The sequence below is a fragment of the Vibrio diazotrophicus genome (assembly GCF_038452265.1).
GTDB classification, from domain to species: domain Bacteria; phylum Pseudomonadota; class Gammaproteobacteria; order Enterobacterales; family Vibrionaceae; genus Vibrio; species Vibrio diazotrophicus.
In genome coordinates, this window is record NZ_CP151843.1 from 1033864 (window position 1) to 1052063 (window position 18200).

Genomic DNA, 18200 nt, shown 5'->3' on the forward strand with positions numbered 1-18200 from the left:
TCCATTGGAATGCCTTTTTCATTTATAAAATTTGCTCGACTCACGACCAGAAGTAGGATTTCGGATCTTTCTCAATTTCACGCATCACTGCCGTTAAATCAGAGCTTTTGGAGAGAAACGGGTAAGGAACCCACATTTCACTATTATCCTCGCGGGTTGGAATATAAAGTTCCCAGTGGCGTGCATCCGCATCCCAAACGATACGAGCAACCGGACTTGAATACTCACTATGTACAGAGTCCAGCTTGTAGTGCTGCTGTATGAATTGCACACCATTATCTATCGGTTCAAAACTCGACTTTCCTAAATCCACAGGAAGACTGCGATTGCGGCTATGGCACACAAGTTCTGCCCTGCGTTCAATTTGACGCTGTAACAAGTTTACGACCGTCATGACCTTGGATACCCCATTATCTTGTGACCGAATACAGCATTAAGAGCAAATCAATCCAAGTCTCTTAAAGTTAACTCAGTATAACTCAATAGAGTCTGTTTATCCTTTTGCGACTTTTTGCTGTGAAGAGAACATTTATAATGCGAACACAACTAAACTTAAAAAGATAAACAGACTCAACAACACACTAAAGCTATTCCCCCCACATTTCTATGCGTACTATCAAACACTTTCATAAAACTGTCATTTATTCGCAATATGATATTCCACAGTTCTGTCCTTATTTTTGCTTGGAGTTCCATTATGTTTCGAGTTGCGCTAGCCACTCTTTGCTCGCTTTTTTTAGTGACACCTTTCGCGCACGCTAGCGAAATCAACGTGTCTGGATCGACTTCTGTTGCACGCATCATGGATGTGATTGCAGAAGAATATAATGCTAGCCATAAAGATACCTATATTGCGGTTCAAGGAGTGGGTTCTACCGCTGGTATTACTTTGCTAAAGAAAGGTGTTGCTGACGTAGCAATGAGCTCTCGCTACTTGACGAACGATGAAGTAGAAGAGTCATTGCAGACATTCATCATCGCATTTGATGGTCTCGCAGTTGTCGTCAACCAGTCAAACCCAGTAGGTAACTTAACTCGAGAACAACTTTACGACATCTACAAAGGTAAAATCACTAACTGGAAACAAGTGGGTGGTCACGATCAAAAAATCGCAGTAGTAACGCGCGAAGCATCTTCTGGTTCACGCTTTAGTTTCGAAAGTCTACTTGGGTTAACTAAAGTGATTAAAGACAGATTGGTTTCAGACATCAGTCCAAACAACCTAGTGGTCAATAGCAACAGTATGGTGAAAACACTGGTAAACCATAATTCACAAGCAATTGGTTTTATTTCAACAGGCTCGGTTGATCGCTCTATAAAAGCAATTAAGTTTGAAGGTGTAGAAGCAACCGCAGAAAACATCGCTAACCATGAATACCAGTTATCACGTCCATTCTTGCTACTTCACTACCCAGAGAAAGATAAGCAAGAAACTAAAGAACTATTCAAATTTATTCAGTCAAACAAAGTGAAAAAACTGATTGAAGAGTATGGTTATATTCCGACAGCCAAATACAAATAAGCATGACAAAAAAGGAGAGCCGTAGCTCTCCTTTTTTATATCAATCAATACGTTAAAAGTGGAGTTGAATAACAGATGTAACGACACACCCCGGGCGGCGAACACCTTCAATTTCAACTTTTATTTCACGTTCAATTTCCAAACCTTTCTTAATTGGCGTCACTTTTGACAGTGTGCTTACCGCTCTTACACGGCTATCCACTTTAATGGGATAAGGGAAACGCACTGAGTTTAGGCCAATGTTCACCATCATTTTCGCGGTCGGAAATAACAACTTGTCTTCATCAACGCTATCGGTCAATTTAGGCAATAGTGCTAATGTAAGAAAACCGTGTGCGATCGTGGTTTTAAATGGTGACTCTGCTTCAGCTCTTTCAGGATCCGTATGAATCCACTGCATATCTTCCGTAATTGCGCCAAACTGGTTGATTCTGTTCTGATCAACCAATAACCAATCCCCTGTATGAATAACTTCACCTAACTTTGACTCAAGTTGGTTATATACCGCCTGAGCTTCTGGCTTTAATACGATAGGTTCAACAACAGGAACATCTTCATTTGCTGGCTGGTGAAAATCCTTCACCCATGAAAAAAGCTGGCGGCTATTGGTTTTATCCAATAACTCTCCCCAGTACTCACGCACTGTAGGAGGCATCAATTGTTTAAACTCATTATGCTTAACTAAGTTCTCAGCATGATGTTTAAAAATATCCGCAACTTTCATCAAAACCTCATTCTTAACTAAGAAGAAATACTAATTCGTTAATTTTGAAGCACTTCACAATAATCCGCAATAACTTTCGAGCGTACATGCGTATTCTGAATGGAGTATATTACTTAAAATACAACGCGTTACCTAATAAAACATTATTTTATTAGGGTTTGTATCATTAGAACAATTACTCCAGTTAACAAAAATATCAGAAACTCAAATCCTTTATTTTTCAATCAGTAATATTACTTTAGATAACCGTACATATATTAACCAAGTATGATCGGAATTCTGTATAGCAGCTCACACATTACGTGCCTCTTCTAGAGAGTATGACTATCCACTCTGTAAAGCCCCCCTAAAACCATAAACTCCTGCTCCCCTTGCAGGCTGCAAGGCAGGACGGAATCGAAGTAAACAATTTTGTAGAGAGGAACAGACACAGCAAACACTTTTGAACCGAAACGCAAGGCACTTTCAGGGTCCGTAGTGAACGAACTCAGGTTATTAAACAGTTTCACATTTTCGCCATTAATTCTGTACTCTGCCTGTTCGCGACAACCTCGGAACAAAGTTAAGTGTTCAGTTCCTAGATAACGTAAGCGCAGTTCTTGCTGGCAAAAGAAATACAACAGATCGAGCTGGGCATAGAGCTCATTGGTGTTATAAGTGGCGCGAGAACACGCCTTCCTGAAATCTAAATACTCAGATGTATCAGGTCCGTGTAATGAAACTTTATGAAAACAGGTGAGCAAGCCAAATCTGGACTCTACCCAACTTCGCCAAGCTGCTCCCTGTTCATTGTCAGAGTCAAACAACCAGCCTAAAACTAGCCGGCGATAGTTGAGTTTTGGCCTTGGTGGAGGGGCTGTCTTTTCGTTCACACTTTCATCCACACATGAGAGATGAAAGTGTTGAGACATGAAGTTTATGAAGTTCTTGGCTCTTTGTTCATAATTACCAGCCTTTTGAAGCAACTCATGCAGTGCGGGGTACCAGAGATGTAAACCATCAATTTCCAACAAAATAGGATTTTGCTGATAGCCTAAACTCGCCAATAACTTAGACGGAACATTGCAATGGTTCAGAGGCAATGATATCTGTTCAAGAATCTCCTCCTCTCCTGCGCTATAACCATATTGATTCGGTTTGAGCAGATGTAATTCAGTCATAAACCATCGCCACTAATAGATAAGACTCGAAGCAGCCTCTATATAACTGACACGACTGCTTCGAAGTCAGGCATATATTCATGAGAATTAAATACACGCCCATTTGCCTGCTATGAAACGTACTCCGCTCTTACTTGGAAGGAAGACATTAGAGTACGCAAGGCATTAGCCTGTACGGCTAATCCTTCGCTAGCCATTGCCGTTTCTTCAGTGCTTTCTAGTACCCTATCGCCGGAATCTTTAATTCCAATCAGATTCTGACTTATTTCATCCGCAGTAACAGCTTGTTCTTCACTCGCAGCAGCGACTTGAGTATTGGATTCAGCAAGTTCAGCCAAAGCCGTGGCAATATGATTCAGTTGATCCCTTGCTTCTTGAATACAGTCGGAAGTTTGATGCACTTTCTCATTACTTTGATTCATCGCATTGTGGGCGTGTTCTGAGCTCTTAACTAACATGTCGATCAAGTTGCCTATTTCATTCGTGGCTTGTTGACTGCGAGATGCAAGTGCTCGAACTTCATCAGCGACAACGGCAAACCCACGTCCTTGCTCCCCTGCTCGCGCAGATTCGATGGCGGCATTCAAAGCTAATAGGTTAGTCTGCTCCGATATTCCGTCTACGACTTTCACAAATTCTTGTATCTTTTGCGTGCTGTTTTTTAAATCAAGAATCATGTTCTGCGATTGGCTTGCTTGCTCCACCAGCATTACGGACAGCTCTTGTGTCATATCAATAGTTGAACAGCCTTCTTTCACATTAGTTTCAGCACGAGAAGTAGCAAATGCAGCACTGTCAGCGTTACTCGCCACCTCAGTGATGGTTGCGGCCATTTCAGTCATGGCCGAAGCGACTTGTTCGGTGTTTTCTTGCTGAACTTGCATTGCCTGCCGATTACTCTCTGCCACAGCAGATAGCTGTGTCACGGTAGCGGCAATTGCATCGGTTCGGCTCATTACTTCCCCAATCATTTTGCTTAATGAATTGGCCATCACATTCATACTCGACATCAGTTGACCAATTTCATCATTCGATTTCACTTCGATTACTTGATCAAAGTTACCTTGCGCCATACTCGCTGCAACATTTCGCGCCCGACTCATGGAACTGACAATTCTGCGACTAAATAGTATGCCGACAGTTAAGCCAAAAATAATCGAAGCGACAGAAAGCGTCGCCATACCAATCAACGCTTCGTGTTCTTCTTCTTCCGTTATTAATACAGCGTTCTCTGTCGCATTTTCTAAACCGACTAAAAAATCGGCCAATTCTTTGTTGAGTAATTGTTGAGTCTGCTCAAATTGATGGACGGTAGAAGCCATTGCCGCATCGTCTTGTTTCTCTAACAATGCATCCAAAATAGAAAATAAGGTTTTCTCATAGCTTTTATGATGTTCTTCGAGCTGGGCCAAATCACTCGTTAATTGAGTAAGATGGTTTAACTGCTTGGGGGTAATGGCGTGGTTTTTTGCTTCCATAAGCAGTGACTTAGCACCGACGATTTCCTCGTCAAAATACAATGATGATTGCCTGACTTGGGAGATAAACTTAGCCATCGATTGCTGGTTTTCTCCCGAAGGGATCTCCGCTAAGCGAAAGGCTTTTTCTAACAACACGGCTCCTTCCAACTGTTTAATGGTGATATTACTTGCCAGCTTTACCAAAGGTAAATTTTCATGGGCAATACCATTTATCTCTTTGGCAACACGCTCCATCTTTATTACTGCATAAGAAGAAACAATTAAGGTCAAAGTAAGTAAAGTGACGATTAACCCGATCAGTTTTTTTGTAATTGTTAGGTTTCTAAGCCAACTCATAGACGCCTCTTCATTGTTAGCAAACAAATTAAGAATAGCTGATACAAAAATTTGCGATAAAAATTCTAACGATATGAGATCTAACCGACCTTTGGCGCATGGTTAATACGAGCGAATTTATTCTTAAGCATTCCTTAAGAAATCTTCTCCAAACTTAGTTTTGATCGTTAACCGAGATTCTCAAGGAGAGAACATGACTACTAACACAATGATCCGTTCTGGCTTACTCGCAACATTGATGGCAGTGTCTTCATTGGCAATGGCTTCTGACCCAGTATGTACCAAAGAACCTGAGTCCAAATGGATGTCGTTTGACCAAGCTAAACAACAAGTTCAAGACATGGGCTACAAGATTAAGAAGTTCAAAAAAACCAGTACTGGCTGTTACGAGCTTTATGGATATAACGCTGAAGGCAAAAAAACTGAAATCTATTTCAACCCAGTGGATATGAGTAAAGTGAAAGAGGAACAAGATGACTAAACCTTACGTTTGGGACATTGTCGTTCGTCTCACACACTGGACGGTAGCCGCGATGTTTCTCGCCAACTACTTTGTCACAGAAGAGGGCAGTGAAACTCACGAATGGGTGGGATACATCGTTCTGGCAGCGGTAGCAGTTCGGCTCTTATGGGGTTTTCTCACTCGCTCTCCTGCACGTTTATCTGCATTCAAACCTTCAGTGTCTCAAGCTGTAGCACATTTACAACAGGTTTTACACACCAAGTCCGATGATCATCAAGGGCACAATCCTGCTGGCGCAGTGATGATATGGACAATGTGGATACTTCTCATCATTACAGGCTTATCTGGGTGGTCAACTCAACTGGATATGTTTTGGGGAGAAGAATGGGTGGAAGAAGTTCACGAGCTATTTGCCAATCTCACCATGTTCGCTGTAGCGATTCATATTAGTGCGGTCATATTTATGACTCACTGGACGAAACGCGCCTACGTGAAAAGCATGTTATTTTCTCGACACTCTCGCTAACCAATTTATTTAGTTAGATATTTAAAGCAGCCTGCTAGTTAAACTGTCAGGCTGCTTTCTGTTTGTTTAGCATAGCTCACACCTATAATTGTAATTTAATTACACCAAAACTAAGACAAATCCTAGATACGCCAAAAATGACTAAAAATAACCACAAACAATATTGATCTATGTCATATTGAAGAGTAAAGTGTGACCAATATCTCGTTAACTTGACAATTTAAAAGGTGAGATCATGTTTGATAGCAAAAAAACGTTACTAAGCAACATTCGCGAACTAGGCGGCATCCTTGCACTATTCTCAGTATCATCACTGACCGTGCTACTGCTAAGCCAAACTTGGGTAAATTTTTAATTCTGAATTAATCCCAGCGACACAGAGAAAAATCGAGAGAACGAACCTTCGCTGATATACAAATGCTGGTTCTAATGGAGAGTTTTGATGGTTTGCTTGAGTTCAGATAACCCAAACAAGGTGTCATTTCACCGCTAGTGTTTCACGATGAGTGAAATGACACACTTACACAACAGACAATCATTTCATCACTTCAATAACTGTCTGTTCCTTTTCTTAAGATTGTTTCGTGTTCTTTTCTACGCTGTCCCACACACCAAGAATATACATAATACCTAGCGCACGGTCGTAAAGCCCGTATCCCGGACGCGCCCATTTTTCTTCGCCCCAAATATGACGACCATGATCCGGACGCACGTAGCCATCGTAACCGTATTTATGCAAAGTCTGCACGACTTTTACGGTATCCACAGAACCATCACAAGCACGGTGCGACGCTTCAATAAAGTCACCATTGTCATAACGTTTAACGTTACGAATGTGCATAAAATGAATGCGATCGTGGTAGGCATCAATAATGTCTGGAATATCGTTATTTGCAGAACCTAATGAACCAGTACACAAGCTCAAACCGTTGTAAGGGCTATCGACTAGGTTAAGGAAACGGCCAATGTTTTCTTTATTGATGATCAGGCGAGGCAGACCAAAAATTGGGAATGCAGGATCGTCAGGGTGAATACCCATCTTAATCCCCACTTCTTCACACACTGGTATCACTTGTTCAAGGAAGTATTGTAGGTTGCGCCACAAATCTTCAGCCGTGAAGTTCTCGTACAGCTTAAAGGTTTCCTTCAAACGAGCTAAGCGCTCTGGCTCCCAACCCGGCATAGTCACGTCAACGTTGGTCGACAGTTTTTCAATCAACTCGATTGGATCGATATTTTCGATTTTGCTCTTCTCGAAGAAAAGTGCATTCGAACCGTCTTCCATCTCTTTGTAGAGCTCAGTACGAGTCCAGTCAAACACTGGCATAAAGTTGTAACACACCACTTTTACGCCCACTTTCGCAAGGCGACGCAGTGTTTCTTTATAGTTCTCAATGTATTTGTCACGAGTTGGCAAACCAAGTTTGATATCTTCGTGAACGTTGACACTCTCAACGACATCAATATGAAAACCCGCAGCTTCGATGATCGCTTTTTCTTTCGCGATACGCTCTTCGCTCCATAGCTCACCCGCCGCCATATCATGCAGTGACCAGACGATACCTTCTACACCAGGGATCTGTTTAATGTTGCCGAGAGTAACTTTATCGTTACCTTCTCCGTACCAACGGAATGTCATTTTCATCTATTATTTCCTCTGTGCTACGAAGCTGGCTACCGATGCTTTAGCACCGTTTGCAAACAGTGTTTCTAACGCGGATTGCAGCTCTACTCTAAATGTTTGATTAGTCGCTAGATCTTGTTCAAAGACACTGCGAAGAGATAAGAAGCCATCTAAGGCTTTTTCTAAATCTGAGCCAGCTTGCTGCCAAACTTGAGCAAGCTGCTGTTTGAGCGGATCTTGAACATCAATCTCCTGCCCTTGTTCATTCACACCGCTGACATAACGAATCCAGCCCGCCAACGCTAGACATAAGCCTTTGATTGAAATGCCGTTGTTTAGTGAATAGCGAATGGTTTGTAAGAAACGTTGTGGGATCTTCTGCGTTCCGTCCATTGCAATCTGCCATGTTCGGTGTTGCAGCCCTTTGTTCTCGTAACGCTCAATCAATTGGTCTTTGTACTTATCGAGGTCAATGCCTTCAATGCTTAGCGATGGCGTAATTTCTTCGTCCATCAGATAGCGAACAAAGGTTTTAAAATTCGGGTCTTGAATGGTTTCCGCAATGGTTTCATAACCAGACAAATAACCAAGATAAGCCATCGTTGAATGGGTACCGTTAAGCAGACGCAGTTTCATTTCTTCAAACGGCACAACGTTGTCCGTTACCTGAACATTGGCGATCGACGTCTTTTCCCACGCAGGGCGTTCATTGACAAATTTATCTTCAATTACCCACTGTAAAAAAGGTTCGGTAATCACGCTGGCTTTGTCTTCTAAACCTAAAACTTTCTCAACACGAGCAATATCGTTTTCTGTGGTACGAGGAACAATGCGGTCGACCATGGTACAAGGGAAAGTAATGTGCTCTTTAATCCATTGGTGCAGCTCTGCATCCAGCTGCTTAGCAAACTGCAACACCACTTTTTCTAATACATGACCGTTTTCTGGCAAGTTGTCACAGGTCAACGGTGTAAACGGTTGAACACCTTTTAGGTAACGGCAACGCATAGCTGAGACCAAAAATCCGATCGCAGATTTTGGTGTATCAATATTTTCTAAATCATGCTGAATCAGAGGATGTGAAAGGTCTAAATCACCCGTCGCTGGGTTGTGGCAATAGCCCTTTTCTGTGACAGTCAGCGAGACAATTTTCACCTCTGGGTCACACATATAACTTAATACTTGCTCTGTCTGAGCTGACATCAACACAGTTTCAATAGAGCCAACAATATTGATATCTAATTGATCGTTATATCCGACACCGACCGAATAGAGGCTGTCTTGTGCGATCAACTCTTTCTGTAAACCAGCGTCGCTCCAAGTAACACCAACAATTTTCCAGTTACCGCCAATTTCTTTTATCACAGCATCTGTAATGAGTGCCTGATGAGCGCGGTGAAAAGCGCCAAAGCCCAAATGTACAATCCCAACTTTTGCATTCTTGTTATTTTCGTTGGGCTGAACTAGGGCATTAGCCGCAGATAAGTGAGCTTGACTTAATCTCATAATTATTCGAACCAAATGATGTTAGTAGACGCAAAACGAACTCGTTGCGTAGGAAATTTTGCGTGAGAAAGTGACTCATAGCGCAGGGAGAATTCCCCGCGCTATAGAGACATCTCTAATTACATAGATTGAATCTTGTCTAGAAGAGGTACTAGGTCTGGGTTTTCCTTACGGAATTTTTCATACACAGGCTTAACCGCTTCTTGGAACTTAGGAATATCACTTTCAACAAACGTTACGTTTTGATTAACCAGTTCCGCTTTCGCTTTTTCTACGTAGTTTGCCCAGTTAGTGTCTTGCTGCTTAACTGTCTCTTTCGCGATTTCACGAATTTTCGCTTGGTCTTCTGCAGATAGGCTATCCCATACGCCTGTTGACACTACTAGTACGTCAGGAACCATAGTGTGCTTGTCGTAAGAGAATGTTTTCTTCACTTCGTAGTGACGAGAAGAGTAGTAAGACGGAATGTTGTTCTCCGCACCATCAACAACACCTTGTTGCAATGCAGAATAAAGCTCACCGTATGGTAGTGGAACCGGAGTACCGCCTAGCGCTTTGATAGTATCAATAGAAAGTGCTGAGTTTTGTACACGGATTTTCAGACCTTTCAAATCTTCTGGAGTACGAATTGGTTTGTCGGTGTAGAAGCTACGCGCACCTGCATCTAGGAATGCAAGACCGATAAAGCCAGAGTCTTTAGAAGACATCAGGATTTGCTCACCAATTGGACCTTGAAGTACAGCATCATATTGTGCGCGATCACGATATAGGTAAGGTAGAGAAAGTAGTTTGTAATCTGACGCGAATGCAGTCAGTGGCGCCGCACTCACTTTAGTGAAGCCGATCGTGCCACCTTGTACCATTTGCAGTAGTTCAGTTTCATTACCTAAAGTACCGTTTGGATACACTTTTACACGCATCTTAGTTTCTTTTGTCACTTTAGCTGCAAACCAATCCAAGGATGCGTGAACTGGGTGCTCTGTTGGTAACGCATGAGCTAGCTTAACAGTAGCTGCATAAACGTTGCCTGCCATCAGTGTAGAAAGAGTACAAGCAAGTAAAAGTTTATTTGTTGTTTTCATTTTATAGTCCTATCAATTATTGAGGTTTATAACCAGCTAGTTCCGGTAGCCATAATGAAAGTGAAGGGAACAAGGTCACTATCGTCAACGTGATAACCATGAGGACGAATAGCGGTGCCAATTTAGGAACAACAGCACCCAACTTCGAGCCTGTAACACTACAACCAACAAACAAGGCAGTGCCGACTGGTGGTGTACAGATACCGATACATAAGTTGAATACTAAGATGATCCCAAAGTGAATAGGGTCAATACCAAGCGTGATAGCAATAGGTAAGAAAATAGGGGTAAAAATCAGTACTGCTGGCGTCATGTCCATGAAGGTGCCTACCACCAACAGAATCAAGTTCATCAAAAGAATAACCATGATTGGATTGGTTGAGGTTTCAAGTACAAACTCAGCAATGTAAGTAGGAATATCGGCGTTCGCCATTGCCCATGACATTGCAGAAGAAGTCGCTACCATCAGCAATACGATTGAAGTGGTGATCACACTGTCCACAAGCACTGGGAACATATCGCTCATTTTCAGTTCGCGGTAAGCAAAACCAAGGATTAGAGCGTAGACAACTGCAATTGCAGATGCTTCAGTTGCCGTGAAGATACCGCCCAAGATACCACCCATGATGATGATAACCAGCGTTAAGCTTGGGATAGCGTCCCAGATAACTTTGCGTTTCTTCTCTGTTGAAATAATTTTCTCGCGAGGAATGTTGTAACGTTTTCCAAGTAAGAAGATACCCAACATCACGCTTAGGCCCATTAAGATGCCCGGGATATAACCAGCAATAAAAAGGTACTGAACTGAAGTGCTACTTACCAACGCAAACAGTATAAGAATGTTTGACGGCGGAATAAGTAGGCCAGACGGACAAGATGCCACGTTAACCGCAGTTGAGAAATCCATTGGGTATTTGTGTTTCTCTTGTAGCGGTTTCATGATGCCGCCAACCGCAGCAGCAGACGCAGCCGCAGAGCCTGACAATGAACCGAACAACATGTTCGCCATAACGTTTACATGCGATAACGAACCCGGCAAGCGGCCACCGAAGATCATTGCAAAGTTAATCAAACGAGAAGCAAGACCACCTCGGTTCATTAAGTTACCAGCCACTATGAAGAATGGCAGTGCTAACAGACCGAAGTTGTCTAACCCGTTGGCTAACTTCTGCGAAACAAGAATGGTCACCTGTTCAATTGGGAAATCGATGAAAACGGTCAGTAGTGCTGCAATACCGATAGCAAAGGCAATAGGCACACCAATAATCAGTAAAACGCCTAATACGCCGAACAACACAACCGCAGGAAAGAAATCGTAAAATGCATCAGGAGCATTCGCTAGAAAGTCTTGTGAAAACAGTAAATCAATCAGAGTCATTTTGAATATCCTTCTGCTGCCACTCGATCTTCTTTATTAACAAGCGAAAGAACTGAAGAAATAACGTCGACAGTACCGAAGTAAGAAATAATGTAGCCCGCAAGTGGTACAACAACATAAACATAACCAATCAACAGGTGGTGACCACCAATCACGATCCCAGGAGAAATCTGACCATGTTTAAGTGTGTTTGTGACTAGCGCTGTTCCGCCATAAATAAAGGTGACAGCAGCGAAAGCAATGATGATTAGGTTAATGATGATACCTAACACCAATTGCCCGTTGTGGCTCAATCTTGGCGCTAAAAGTTCCAACGCTAAATGACGTTTGATTGCGAAGGTGTAAGCTCCACCTAACACACCAATCCAAATTAATAAGTAGCGTGAAAGTTCATCTGTAAAGGCAGAAGGATCTTGTAAGACAAAGCGAGTAAATACTTGCCACACAACCGCAACAATCATTACGGTCATAAACATGCTCAAAACAACACGCAATAAGCTATTAATATATGAGTTGATAGACTTAATTATCATAGTAATTAATCTCTAATTAGTTTTTTGTGCCACCAGACAGAACAAATAATCCATTACATTCCCATTCCGTTGGTGACGTTTCCCTGAACAACGTGTGTCGCTTGCAATCATCACAGTTCGTTATTCGTAAACTTAATCATCGGTTGTTCCGATAACGAAGTAATCCTACATTTGGTATAACAATAAAAAATTGGTCTAGATCATAAAACGAAACGGGCTTTCATTTTTTTACTTAAAGTATGATCACCTTTAAACTTTTGACAAAAATCACTCTAATTCAGCTCAAAAATCAATCAAAACTCTACTTAAATCGTGTTTATTTGGCTTTTATGAGTTTAATATCACACACAAATGGTAGAACACATAAGGACAACTTGTATGACATCTTTTCTTTCGGAGGATTTCTTACTCCGTAGCGATTTCGCTAAACGCCTATATCACGAAGTAGCAGCCGATTTACCTATCATCGACTACCACTGCCACCTGCTGCCACATCAGGTTTCTGAGGATTACAAATTTCAAAATTTAACCGATATCTGGCTTCGCGGTGACCACTATAAATGGCGTGCTATGCGTATTAACGGTGTGGATGAGCGCTTCTGTACGGGTGATGCAACAGATAAAGAGAAGTTCTTGGCATTCGCACGTACAGTTCCCTATACAATTGGTAACCCAATTTATCACTGGGCTCATCTAGAGTTACGCCGTCCGTTTGGTATCTCAGACATCGTATTAAATGAAGACACCGCTGAGCGTGTGTGGAACGAAACCAATGAGATGCTAGCAACACCTGAGTTTTCTGCTCGTTCGATCATGCAGAAGATGAATGTAGAAATGGTGGGTACAACCGATGACCCAATCGATGACCTCGCCGCACATAAAAAAGTGGCAGACGACAAAGACTTCCCAGTACAAATGCTTCCAAGCTGGCGTCCAGATAAAGCATTCAACATTCATCAGGACACCTTCCCTGCTTATATAGAGGCATTATCAAAAGCTGCGGATGTTGAAATCTCTCGCTTTACAGATTTGTGCTGCGCTTTAGATAAACGTTTACAACACTTTGCAGACCACGGCTGTTGTATATCAGACCACGCTCTAGATACGGTCTGCTATGAAGATTCAACCGAGCAAGAACTTGATGCGATCCTCAGCAAACGTTTAAGCGGCGGAACAGTTTCCGAATTTGAAACTGCACAGTTCAAAACGGCAGTATTGGTATACCTAGGTGAACAGTACGCGAAACGCGGCTGGGTTCAGCAATACCATATTGGCGCTCTGCGTAATAACAATCAGCGTATGTTCAAGCTTCTTGGTCCAGACGTAGGTTTTGACTCTATCCATGATGGTTTAGTTGCCTTGCCTTTATCACGTCTGCTTGATGCGCTTGACCGTGACAATGCATTACCGAAAACCATTCTTTACGGTCTAAACCCACGTGACAACGAAGTTCTGGCAACCATGTGTGGCAACTTCCAGGACGGCAGTATCGCCGGCAAAATCCAATTTGGTTCTGGTTGGTGGTTCAACGACCAAAAAGACGGTATGGAACGTCAGATGACCCAGCTTGCACAATTAGGTCTTCTAAGCCGCTTCGTGGGTATGTTAACCGATAGCCGCAGCTTCTTGTCATATACCCGACACGAGTACTTCCGCCGCATCCTTTGCCAAATGATTGGCAAATGGGTTGAAGATGGTGAAGCACCTGCGGACTTCGAACTACTTAGCCGTATGGTTCGCGATATCTGTTATTACAACGCGAAAAACTATTTCGGTATCACAGCTAAATAATCTGACGCTCTGCGGCCGTTGCTTATTGGTGAAGATCTACTGACAAAGATGTTCTTCACCGAGTTTCAGCCGCAGCCTATCGATAGGTAACTTTTATGAAACAGCTAAACCGAGATACCTTTCCCGGCCCTTCTTACCCAACCAAGATCATTCAATTTGGCGAAGGTAATTTTTTACGCGCATTTTTAGACTGGCAAATTGACCAACTCAACGAACACACGGATCTCAATGCTGGTGTTAGCATTATTCGTCCAATCGATACCGATTTTCCGCCAAGTCTCAACACTCAACAGGGTGTGTATACCACTTTGATTCGTGGTCTGGATGAAACAGGCCAAGCGATCTCACAATCCCGTGTTATCTACTCTGTGAACGAAGAGCTGTCTGCTTACCAAGATTTTCAAACCATTCTTGAACTTGCTCGTAACCCAGACATTCAGTTTGTGTTCTCAAACACAACGGAAGCGGGGATTGCATTTGTGGAAAGCGATCAGCTTGATGATTTGCCACCAAGCAGCTACCCAGCCAAGCTGACGCGTATGCTATGGGAACGCTACAACCACTTTGAAGCCGATGAAGACAAAGGTTGGATCATTGTTCCTTGTGAACTCATCGATTACAACGGCGAATGCTTGAAAGAGATTATCGGGCGCTACATTGAGGCTTGGGCTCTTCCTGTTGAATTTAAACATTGGGTAGAAGCCGCAAATACATTCTGCTCAACCTTGGTAGACCGTATCGTTACTGGCTATCCAAAAGATGAAGTGAGCACGCTGGAAGCGGAGCTAGGCTACAAAGATACCTTTATGGTCAGTGCCGAGAACTTCTATCTGTTTGTTATTCAAGGCCCACAGTGGTTAAACCAAGCACTGTGTCTGGATCAGCTCAGTACAGAACACTCGCTCAACATTAAGATTGTTGATGACATCAAGCCATATAAAGAGCGTAAAGTCGCGATTCTTAACGGTGCACATACCGCGCTAGTACCAGTGGCATTCCAATCTGGTATTGATACGGTTGGCGAAAGCATGGCTGACGAGCAGATGGCAGCTTATCTCAAAGAACTGATGTTCTCTGAGATCATCCCTACTCTTTCATTGCCAAAAGATGAACTGCAAACTTTTGCTCAAGATGTGGAGTATCGCTTTAAGAACCCTTACATCAAGCACCTGCTGTTATCTATTTCGCTTAATGGTATGACAAAATTCAAAACCCGAATTTTGCCGCAGTTACTCGCGTATCAACAAAAGACCGAGCATTTACCTCGTCACATGAGCTTTGCACTCGCAGCGTTAATTACCTTCTATCGCGGCGAACGTGAGGACGGAAATTACCCTCTTAATGACGACCAACCATGGCTAGATTTCTTTGCTTCCGAGTGGCCTAAGGTGTCATCAGGTGAGCAAAGCTATGGCGCGTTAGTTGAAGCCGTGTTGGGTAACACTGCGCACTGGGGACAAGACCTCAATCAAGTGCCGGGACTGACTGAATGCGTAACCGCGTACGTCGAACAAATTTGCCTAGTGGGCATGCGACGAGCGTTAAATCGCTGCTAAGGAAATAGCATGAACTCTCTTATCAAAATACATCCAGCCGACAATGTTGCCGTTGCACTAAAAGACTTAAGTGCTGGCACAACATTAGTTGTGGATGAGCAGGAAATAACGTTGCAAGAGGATATTCCTCAAGCACACAAAGTGGCGCTGCAAACTTTTGCTCAAAATGACCAGATAATTAAATATGGTTGCCCTATCGGACATGCGTTGCAAACCATAGAGCTAGGCCACCGTGTTTATCAGGATAACATTCGCACCAACTTGAGCGATTTAAACGAATACCAATACCAACCTGAATTCCAAAACGTACATAGCGCATTGGAAAATAAGCCAGTAAATATCTACCGTCGCTCAAACGGTGATGTCGGAATTCGTAACGAGCTTTGGATCATCCCAACCGTTGGCTGTGTAAACGCTATGGCTAACATGATGAAAAAGCAGTTTGAGTCTGAAGTCGACATGTCAGCTATCGATGGCGTGCAAGTGTTCACTCACCAATATGGCTGCTCACAACTTGGGGACGACCACAACAACACTAAGATTCTGCTGCAGAACTTGGTGAAACACTCTAACTCTGGCGGTGTTTTAGTGGTGGGATTAGGGTGTGAAAACAACCAAGTGAACGCGTTTAAAGATACACTCGGTGAATACGACGAACAACGTGTTCAATTTATGATCTGCCAAAAGCAAGATGATGAAGTGGAATACGGCGTTGAGCTGATGAAAAAGCTGTATGAAGTGATGTCTAAAGACCAGCGAGTTGCCGGCAACCTGAGCGAAGTTCGTTTTGGTTTAGAGTGTGGCGGATCTGATGGCTTCTCTGGCATCACTGCTAACCCTCTGCTTGGCCGTTTCTCGGATTACCTTGTCACCCATGGCGGCACCACAGTACTGACCGAAGTACCAGAGATGTTTGGTGCAGAGCATATTCTGATGAGCCGCTGCGCCGACGAGAGTGTGTTCGACGAGACGGTATCCATGATCAATAACTTCAAGCAGTATTTTATCGATCACAAACAGCCTATTTATGAAAATCCATCTCCGGGTAACAAGGCCGGTGGCATTTCAACTTTAGAAGAGAAATCTTTGGGTTGTACGCAAAAGGCTGGCTCAAGTCAGGTAATGGATGTCTTGAAATACGGTGAACGCTTGACCAAACCAGGTCTAAACCTACTGAGTGCGCCGGGTAACGATGCTATCGCGACCTCGGCTCTTGCGATGGCTGGTTGTCATATGGTGCTGTTCAGTACTGGTCGTGGTACACCTTATGGTGGCCCTGTACCTACATTGAAATTAGCCACCAATAGTGACTTAGCACGCCGCAAGCCACACTGGATTGACTTTAATGCCGGTACGCTAGTAGAAGGCACATCAATGGATACCTTGCTTGAAGAGTTTGTCAATAAGGTCACCAGCTTCGTAAATGGTGAGCCGACGCGCAATGAAATCAATGAGTTCCGAGAAATCGCCGTATTCAAAAGCGGCGTAACGCTTTAATAAGATGTGTTGAAAAACAAAGGCTACCTTCGGGTAGCCTTTGTTTTTCAGTTCTTTTATTGCGTTTACAGTCGAATAACGCGACTTCTATGACGTCGTAATCGGGCTTTCTGAGAACAAGAAACGATCATAATCATCATTGGAAGCATCAAACAGCATAATCTTAGTATTTTCAATGTGCTGCCAAGCTGCCTGACGTGCAGCTACCGCATCTCGCTTGATTAACGCTTTTACAATTTCATCGTGATCGCTGCACCAGCTGCGAATCTTATTGTCTTCAATGTGCTCGTGAAGCTTCTTCCAATATGGGTTGTTTTCACGATGTTTCGACAACATCTCCGCAATATGTACCACGACTGAGTTTTGTGTACAGCGGGCCATCTGAATATGAAATTCAATATCCCAGTAGGAATCACGCGAGTAATCGTCTTGCTTCGCTTGTTCTTGAATCTTCATCAGAGCAACCAGATCTTGTTTGGTCGCTTGAGTCGCGGCAAATTCAGCGATATTGCTTTCAAATAACTGACGAGCCTGTAGCAGTTCAAACGGACCACAAGTGAGCATGAAACCGAAATCGCCCACCGCCTGCGCGATGTCCGGTACTACGTTGTCAACCTGCGTGTTAATTACTCGGATACCCGAGCCTTTACGCACCTCAACGTAGCCTTCAACTTCAAGCATTATCATTGCTTCACGAATCACAGTTCTACTCACTTCCATCTGCTCAGCGATCACTCGTTCAGCAGGAAGCATATCCCCAACTTTGTAAACGCCATTAAAGATTTCCGTTTTAAAGTGATTGGCGATTTTTTGATAAAGCTTAATATTCGGTTCCATATTAATCTCTTAAACCACTTGTTATACCAATTTAGCGCCAGCTTACCATAGATAGTATTCCAATCGATAGTCAAAACTATGGTCTGATTTCAAAATTTTAAAAATGACTCGCAACACGTCCAATCCTTCTTTCGCGTGCCGAACGGTTATCCCTTTGCTAGTATTTATTTCTAAAACTAAACAA

16 protein-coding genes are annotated in these 18200 nt (G+C 43.0%); 6 read left to right on the forward strand and 10 right to left on the reverse strand.

All coding sequences use genetic code 11. The annotated features are described in order from the left end of the window. Positions 1 to 40: 40 nt before the first annotated feature. The gene (locus tag AAGA51_RS19935; protein WP_042485671.1) at positions 41 to 394 is read right to left on the reverse strand and encodes a DUF3024 domain-containing protein; all 354 of its coding nucleotides are present in this window, start codon (positions 392 to 394) and stop codon (positions 41 to 43) included. A 303-nt stretch (positions 395 to 697) separates the two neighbouring features. Here AAGA51_RS19935 and AAGA51_RS19940 point away from each other — a divergent pair, with 303 nt between their 5' ends. After that, on the forward strand, positions 698 to 1522 hold the full coding sequence (locus tag AAGA51_RS19940) for a phosphate ABC transporter substrate-binding protein (protein ID WP_081878708.1): 825 nt from the start codon (positions 698 to 700) through the stop codon (positions 1520 to 1522). Between the two features lie 52 nt (positions 1523 to 1574). On the opposite strand, the gene AAGA51_RS19945 is transcribed toward AAGA51_RS19940, so the two are convergent. The 3 genes from AAGA51_RS19945 to AAGA51_RS19955 form a co-directional block, all read right to left on the reverse strand. Next, positions 1575 to 2246, reverse strand: a complete 672-nt coding sequence (locus AAGA51_RS19945) for a MaoC family dehydratase (RefSeq protein ID WP_042485663.1) — start codon at positions 2244 to 2246, stop codon at positions 1575 to 1577. Between the two features lie 311 nt (positions 2247 to 2557). Next, entirely contained in the window at positions 2558 to 3406 is an 849-nt protein-coding gene (locus tag AAGA51_RS19950) for an NAD(+)--dinitrogen-reductase ADP-D-ribosyltransferase (RefSeq protein WP_052404591.1), read from the reverse strand. 110 nt (positions 3407 to 3516) lie between these two features. After that, complete coding sequence (locus AAGA51_RS19955; protein ID WP_042485660.1) at positions 3517 to 5223, reverse strand: methyl-accepting chemotaxis protein; 1707 nt, start codon at positions 5221 to 5223, stop codon at positions 3517 to 3519. Positions 5224 to 5431: 208 nt separating this feature from the next. Between AAGA51_RS19955 and AAGA51_RS19960 the strand changes: the two genes are divergently transcribed. Both AAGA51_RS19960 and AAGA51_RS19965 read left to right on the forward strand, forming a co-directional pair. After that, positions 5432 to 5704: a PepSY domain-containing protein gene (locus tag AAGA51_RS19960; protein WP_167828607.1), complete on the forward strand. Its 273-nt coding sequence runs from the start codon at positions 5432 to 5434 to the stop codon at positions 5702 to 5704. Then, the gene (locus tag AAGA51_RS19965) at positions 5697 to 6212 is read left to right on the forward strand and encodes a cytochrome b/b6 domain-containing protein (protein ID WP_042485656.1); all 516 of its coding nucleotides are present in this window, start codon (positions 5697 to 5699) and stop codon (positions 6210 to 6212) included. Before AAGA51_RS19960 ends, AAGA51_RS19965 begins: the two co-directional genes overlap by 8 nt. Positions 6213 to 6783: 571 nt before the next feature. Here the strand turns inward: AAGA51_RS19965 and uxuA are convergent. The 5 genes from uxuA to AAGA51_RS19990 all read right to left on the reverse strand — a co-directional run bounded on the left by uxuA (position 6784) and on the right by AAGA51_RS19990 (position 12272). Next, the gene (gene uxuA, locus AAGA51_RS19970; protein ID WP_042485653.1) at positions 6784 to 7857 is read right to left on the reverse strand and encodes a mannonate dehydratase; all 1074 of its coding nucleotides are present in this window, start codon (positions 7855 to 7857) and stop codon (positions 6784 to 6786) included. Positions 7858 to 7860: 3 nt separating this feature from the next. Beyond that, the gene (locus AAGA51_RS19975) at positions 7861 to 9342 is read right to left on the reverse strand and encodes a mannitol dehydrogenase family protein (RefSeq protein ID WP_042485650.1); all 1482 of its coding nucleotides are present in this window, start codon (positions 9340 to 9342) and stop codon (positions 7861 to 7863) included. A gap of 119 nt (positions 9343 to 9461) precedes the next feature. Further along, entirely contained in the window at positions 9462 to 10424 is a 963-nt protein-coding gene (locus AAGA51_RS19980) for a TRAP transporter substrate-binding protein (RefSeq protein WP_042485647.1), read from the reverse strand. Between the two features lie 16 nt (positions 10425 to 10440). Further along, entirely contained in the window at positions 10441 to 11802 is a 1362-nt protein-coding gene (locus AAGA51_RS19985) for a TRAP transporter large permease (protein ID WP_081878707.1), read from the reverse strand. Beyond that, positions 11799 to 12272 (reverse strand): TRAP transporter small permease, encoded by a 474-nt coding sequence (locus tag AAGA51_RS19990; protein WP_156102036.1) that lies wholly within the window; start codon positions 12270 to 12272, stop codon positions 11799 to 11801. The genes AAGA51_RS19985 and AAGA51_RS19990 overlap by 4 nt, the downstream gene beginning before the upstream one ends. A gap of 441 nt (positions 12273 to 12713) precedes the next feature. On the opposite strand from AAGA51_RS19990, the gene uxaC reads away from it, so the two are divergent. The 3 genes from uxaC (at position 12714) to AAGA51_RS20005 (ending at position 17179) form a co-directional block, all read left to right on the forward strand. Further along, complete coding sequence (gene uxaC, locus AAGA51_RS19995) at positions 12714 to 14126, forward strand: glucuronate isomerase (protein WP_042485640.1); 1413 nt, start codon at positions 12714 to 12716, stop codon at positions 14124 to 14126. 95 nt (positions 14127 to 14221) lie between these two features. After that, positions 14222 to 15682: a tagaturonate reductase gene (locus AAGA51_RS20000; protein ID WP_042485637.1), complete on the forward strand. Its 1461-nt coding sequence runs from the start codon at positions 14222 to 14224 to the stop codon at positions 15680 to 15682. Between the two features lie 9 nt (positions 15683 to 15691). Further along, complete coding sequence (locus AAGA51_RS20005; protein WP_042485632.1) at positions 15692 to 17179, forward strand: UxaA family hydrolase; 1488 nt, start codon at positions 15692 to 15694, stop codon at positions 17177 to 17179. A gap of 87 nt (positions 17180 to 17266) precedes the next feature. Here the strand turns inward: AAGA51_RS20005 and AAGA51_RS20010 are convergent, their stop codons facing one another. Next, positions 17267 to 18016, reverse strand: coding sequence for a GntR family transcriptional regulator (locus AAGA51_RS20010; RefSeq protein ID WP_042485629.1), 750 nt, complete (start codon positions 18014 to 18016; stop codon positions 17267 to 17269). Positions 18017 to 18200: the final 184 nt, after the last annotated feature.

Coding starts and splice junctions, on each gene's coding strand:
- AAGA51_RS19935 (WP_042485671.1), bottom strand. CDS start 394: ATGACGGTCGTAAACTTGTTACAGCGTCAAATTGAACGCAGGGCAGAA.
- AAGA51_RS19940 (WP_081878708.1), top strand. CDS start 698: ATGTTTCGAGTTGCGCTAGCCACTCTTTGCTCGCTTTTTTTAGTGACA.
- AAGA51_RS19945 (WP_042485663.1), bottom strand. CDS start 2,246: ATGAAAGTTGCGGATATTTTTAAACATCATGCTGAGAACTTAGTTAAG.
- AAGA51_RS19950 (WP_052404591.1), bottom strand. CDS start 3,406: ATGACTGAATTACATCTGCTCAAACCGAATCAATATGGTTATAGCGCA.
- AAGA51_RS19955 (WP_042485660.1), bottom strand. CDS start 5,223: ATGAGTTGGCTTAGAAACCTAACAATTACAAAAAAACTGATCGGGTTA.
- AAGA51_RS19960 (WP_167828607.1), top strand. CDS start 5,432: ATGATCCGTTCTGGCTTACTCGCAACATTGATGGCAGTGTCTTCATTG.
- AAGA51_RS19965 (WP_042485656.1), top strand. CDS start 5,697: ATGACTAAACCTTACGTTTGGGACATTGTCGTTCGTCTCACACACTGG.
- uxuA (WP_042485653.1), bottom strand. CDS start 7,857: ATGAAAATGACATTCCGTTGGTACGGAGAAGGTAACGATAAAGTTACT.
- AAGA51_RS19975 (WP_042485650.1), bottom strand. CDS start 9,342: ATGAGATTAAGTCAAGCTCACTTATCTGCGGCTAATGCCCTAGTTCAG.
- AAGA51_RS19980 (WP_042485647.1), bottom strand. CDS start 10,424: ATGAAAACAACAAATAAACTTTTACTTGCTTGTACTCTTTCTACACTG.
- AAGA51_RS19985 (WP_081878707.1), bottom strand. CDS start 11,802: ATGACTCTGATTGATTTACTGTTTTCACAAGACTTTCTAGCGAATGCT.
- AAGA51_RS19990 (WP_156102036.1), bottom strand. CDS start 12,272: ATGACCGTAATGATTGTTGCGGTTGTGTGGCAAGTATTTACTCGCTTT.
- uxaC (WP_042485640.1), top strand. CDS start 12,714: ATGACATCTTTTCTTTCGGAGGATTTCTTACTCCGTAGCGATTTCGCT.
- AAGA51_RS20000 (WP_042485637.1), top strand. CDS start 14,222: ATGAAACAGCTAAACCGAGATACCTTTCCCGGCCCTTCTTACCCAACC.
- AAGA51_RS20005 (WP_042485632.1), top strand. CDS start 15,692: ATGAACTCTCTTATCAAAATACATCCAGCCGACAATGTTGCCGTTGCA.
- AAGA51_RS20010 (WP_042485629.1), bottom strand. CDS start 18,016: ATGGAACCGAATATTAAGCTTTATCAAAAAATCGCCAATCACTTTAAA.